Source organism: bacterium (assembly GCA_030655055.1).
Taxonomy (GTDB): Bacteria; Edwardsbacteria; AC1; order AC1; family EtOH8; genus UBA5202.
This window is the reverse complement of sequence record JAURWH010000010.1, coordinates 1-3,505: the sequence shown is the minus strand read 5'-3', so window position 1 is coordinate 3,505 and position 3,505 is coordinate 1. Positions and strand designations below refer to the sequence as shown.

General features: G+C 57.3%; 4 protein-coding genes and 1 tRNA gene. 2 read left to right on the top strand and 3 right to left on the bottom strand.

Annotated features, from left to right (window positions below):
- The 3 genes from Q7U71_00240 to Q7U71_00230 form a co-directional block, all read right to left on the bottom strand.
- Positions 1-402, bottom strand: a 402-nt coding sequence (locus Q7U71_00240; GenBank protein MDO9390188.1) for a type IV pili twitching motility protein PilT, incomplete at its 3' end; no start/stop codon positions are given.
- A gap of 128 nt (positions 403-530) precedes the next feature.
- Positions 531-1,610, bottom strand: a complete 1,080-nt coding sequence (locus Q7U71_00235; GenBank protein MDO9390187.1) for a type IV pilus twitching motility protein PilT — start codon at positions 1,608-1,610, stop codon at positions 531-533.
- Between the two features lie 169 nt (positions 1,611-1,779).
- Positions 1,780-1,866: transfer RNA gene (locus tag Q7U71_00230), tRNA-Leu, on the bottom strand.
- Positions 1,867-2,054: 188 nt separating this feature from the next.
- Between Q7U71_00230 and Q7U71_00225 the strand changes: the two genes are divergently transcribed.
- Positions 2,055-2,846 carry a DUF4412 domain-containing protein gene (locus Q7U71_00225; protein MDO9390186.1) on the top strand — a complete coding sequence of 264 codons (792 nt, stop codon included), beginning with the start codon at positions 2,055-2,057 and terminating at the stop codon, positions 2,844-2,846.
- A gap of 117 nt (positions 2,847-2,963) precedes the next feature.
- Positions 2,964-3,461: a CDP-alcohol phosphatidyltransferase family protein gene (locus Q7U71_00220; GenBank protein ID MDO9390185.1), complete on the top strand. Its 498-nt coding sequence runs from the start codon at positions 2,964-2,966 to the stop codon at positions 3,459-3,461.
- Positions 3,462-3,505: the final 44 nt, after the last annotated feature.

Here is a 3,505-nt window from a genome sequence, read left to right as displayed (position 1 = left end):
GCAGCCGGCCGGGCCGGTCACCAGGATCAGGCCCCGGGGGCGCATGGCCAGGTTCTTACAGACGATGGGCAGGCTCAGCTCGTCCACGGTGGGTATCCGGTTTGGAACCACCCGGAACACCAGTCCGAACTCGTTCCGCTGGAAGAACACCGAGGCCCGGAAGCGGCAGAGGTTGGCGATGGAGCAGGCCATGTCCAGCTCCCGCTCCCGGCGGAACCGCTCCAGCTGCTCCTTGGTCATGATGTCCACGGCAAAGCGCTTGGTGTCCTCCGAGGTCAGCACCGGCAGCTCCACCGGCACCAGATTGCCCTGAAGCCTTAAGGCCGGCTGAGTGCCAACCTTGAGGATCAGATCGGAAGCGCCTTTTTGAAAGGTCAGATATAGTAATTCGGCCAGCTGCATCTTAACAAAATTAAAAATAAAAAATAGAAGATAAAAAAATGGGAAGCGGACAAATAGGAAAAGGGAGGTCAATTAAATGGGAAGTGGATAAATGGGAAATAGGGATGGCGTTCTGGCCGCAGATCGCGTTACCGGCTGATGGAAAGTTCCAGTTCGGCCGGGTTGGAGGATTTGGCCAGGGCGTCCTCCAGGGTCACCAGGTTCTTCTGCACCAGTTCCTTTAAGGCGGAGTCCAGGCTCTGCATCCCGAACTTGGATCCGGTCTGGATCAGGGAATAGATCTGGGGGGTCTTGCCGTCGCGGATGACGCTGCGGACGGCCGGGGTGCCCAGCATGATCTCGAAAGCCCCCACCAGCTTGCGACTGCCCACCGCCGGCAGCAGGGCCTGGGAGACCACGGCCTGAAGCACGGTGGCCAGCTGGACCCGGGCCTGGGCCTGGGATTCCGGGGGATAGGTGTTGATGATCCGGTCCACGGTCTGGGCGGCGTCGGTGGTATGGAGGGTGGCCAGCACCAGGTGCCCGGTCTCGGCCGCGGCGATGGCCAGGGACATGGTCTCGTAGTTGCGCATCTCGCCCACCAGGATCACGTCGGGGTTCTGGCGCATCACATGGCGCAGGCCGGAGGCGAAACTGGGGGTGTCGGAGCCCACCTCCCGCTGTTCGATGATGGCCAGGTGGTCCTTGTACAGGAATTCTATCGGGTCTTCCAGGGTGATCAGGTGGCTGCGGCGGTTGTTGTTGATGTGCTCCACCATGGCCGCCAGAGTGGTGGATTTGCCGGAACCGGTGGGGCCGGTTATCAGGATCAATCCCCGGGGAAGCAGGGCCAGTTCCTTCAGGATCAGGGGCAGCTTCCACTCCTCCAGGGTCCGGATCTTAAGCGGGATCACCCGCATGATGGCCCCCACATAGCCCCGCTGCCTGAAGATGTTGATGCGGAACCGGGCCACCCCGGCCAGTCCAAAGGCGAAATCCAGCTCCAGATCCTTCTCGTAGCGGCGCTGCTGCTCCTCGGACATGATGGAATAAAGCAGGCTCTTGGTATCCTCTTCCGCCATCACCGGGAACTCGCTGCGCACCAGCTTGCCGCCGATCCGGTAAATGGGGGCCTCGCCCACCCGCAGATGCAGGTCGGAGGCTTCGCGTAGGACCAGTTCCTCCAGGAGCTGGTCCATCTGGGGAAGTTGAGGATTGCCGTTGGTCATAGAGAATGGTTCTGGTTTTTATTTTCAGAGGATTTACTTTTGTCTATAGTAAGGCGGGTAGCGATCAGATGGTGTCCGCCTACGCTAAAGCTTCGGCGGACTATTGCCCGGCAGGGATTATGGTGTAGTGCCCGCCTACGGCGGCCTATTGTCAAGCAGGGAGGCATAATGGTGCCGGTGGAGGGAATCGAACCCCCATGGTATTGCTACCGGTGGATTTTGAGTCCACTGCGTCTACCAGTTTCACCACACCGGCGGATATATTTCTTTAAGAATAACAAAAGATTTAATGTTTGTCAATGTAAAACTGAATCCCAGATCAATATTTATGCTTGACATTGCCCCGGTTGGGATTTAAACTTAACGGGTAATCAGGGGAAAGGTCCCGAAGTTGAACGGGGCGCTGTAAAAAACAAACAATAACAAATAAAAAAGGAAGACGCCATGAAAAGAACCTTACTGCTGGCTGCGGCCGCAATGATCATTTGGGCCGGGCAGGCCCTGGCCGGGATGGAGTGGAAATCCAAGATAACCAGCACCGTCAAGGGCAAGGAGAAGGTGACCCTGATCAACGGCTATGCCCAGGGCGGCAACGTGCGGGAGGATTTCATAGAGGTCCCCAAGGACCAGGGCGATCTCAGCAAAAAAGGGATGTACTGGATATACCTGGGCCAGAGCGGCAAAGTGCAGATAGTAGACCCCAAGAAGAAGACCTACCTTGAGATGTCCCTGGACTCGGTGCTGGCCCTGGCCGGGGCGCTAAGCCAGGTGATGCAGATAACCGTCAGCAACGCCCAGGTCAAGGTCAACAGCCTGGCCGCGGAGAAGGTCCTGGATTACGACTGCAAGCATTTGTCGGTGGAAAGCGCCTACGACATGGAGATCAAGATGCTGTTCATCAAGTCCAAGTCGCACATTGACGAGACCCGGGAGATGTGGGGCACCTCGGCCCTGCCGCTGACGGAAATGGCCGCGTCCTACAGGTTCAAGTCCTTTAAGCTGGGGATCAAGGAGCTGGATGCGATGCTGAAGAGCCAGGCTGCGGCCTACCAGTCGCTGGGTTTCATCCTGAAATCGGCCGTCACTCAGAACACCACCGACGAGAAGGGCAAGGTCCAGACCACCGTCACCAGGATGGATGTGACCGAGATGACGGTGAAGGATGTCAGCGCCGACCTGTTCAATGTCCCGGAAGGGTACACCAAGGAGGAAATGGCGCAGATCCCGGGCAGGTAGGCCGGGACCTGACCGCACCCTCTCCTAATGCGTTAGGAGAGGGTGCGGTCAGGCGGAGCCGAAAATACAATTAAAACCGATTATGTGTTTAGTAAAGTAAATATCCAATCAACCAACATGAACCTTCCCAATCTCCTCTCCCTGCTGCGGATCGGCCTGCTGCCGTTCATGGTGCTCTGCCTGAAGGCCGGGCGGAATGAATGGGCCCTGGGCCTGATGCTGCTGGCGGTGGCCACCGATTATTTTGACGGGTTCTTTGCCCGCCGGCTGGGGCAGGTCACGGATTCCGGAAAGATACTGGACCCGCTGGCCGACAAGATCTGCGTCAACACCCTGACCATGGCGCTGTGGCTGTGGCGGGGCTTTCCGCTGTGGGCGGCCGTTCTGATAGTGATTAGGGACTTGATGATTGTGGCGGGTGCGTTGTTCATGATGAAAAAGAGGAAGATGGTGCCGGTATCCAACTGGCCGGGGAAGTGGGCGGTCACCTTCATGGCGGCCACCATAATCTGTTATTCGGTGAACTGGCAGCCCTGGGGGTTGTATCTGTTGTATGGTTCCGTGGTGATGGTAGTGGTTTCCGTTGTAATGTATGCAAAAAGGATATTCAGCTGAAAGAGTGCCATTATGTTCTTTTCTTTTTGTGCCGCCAAACAGAA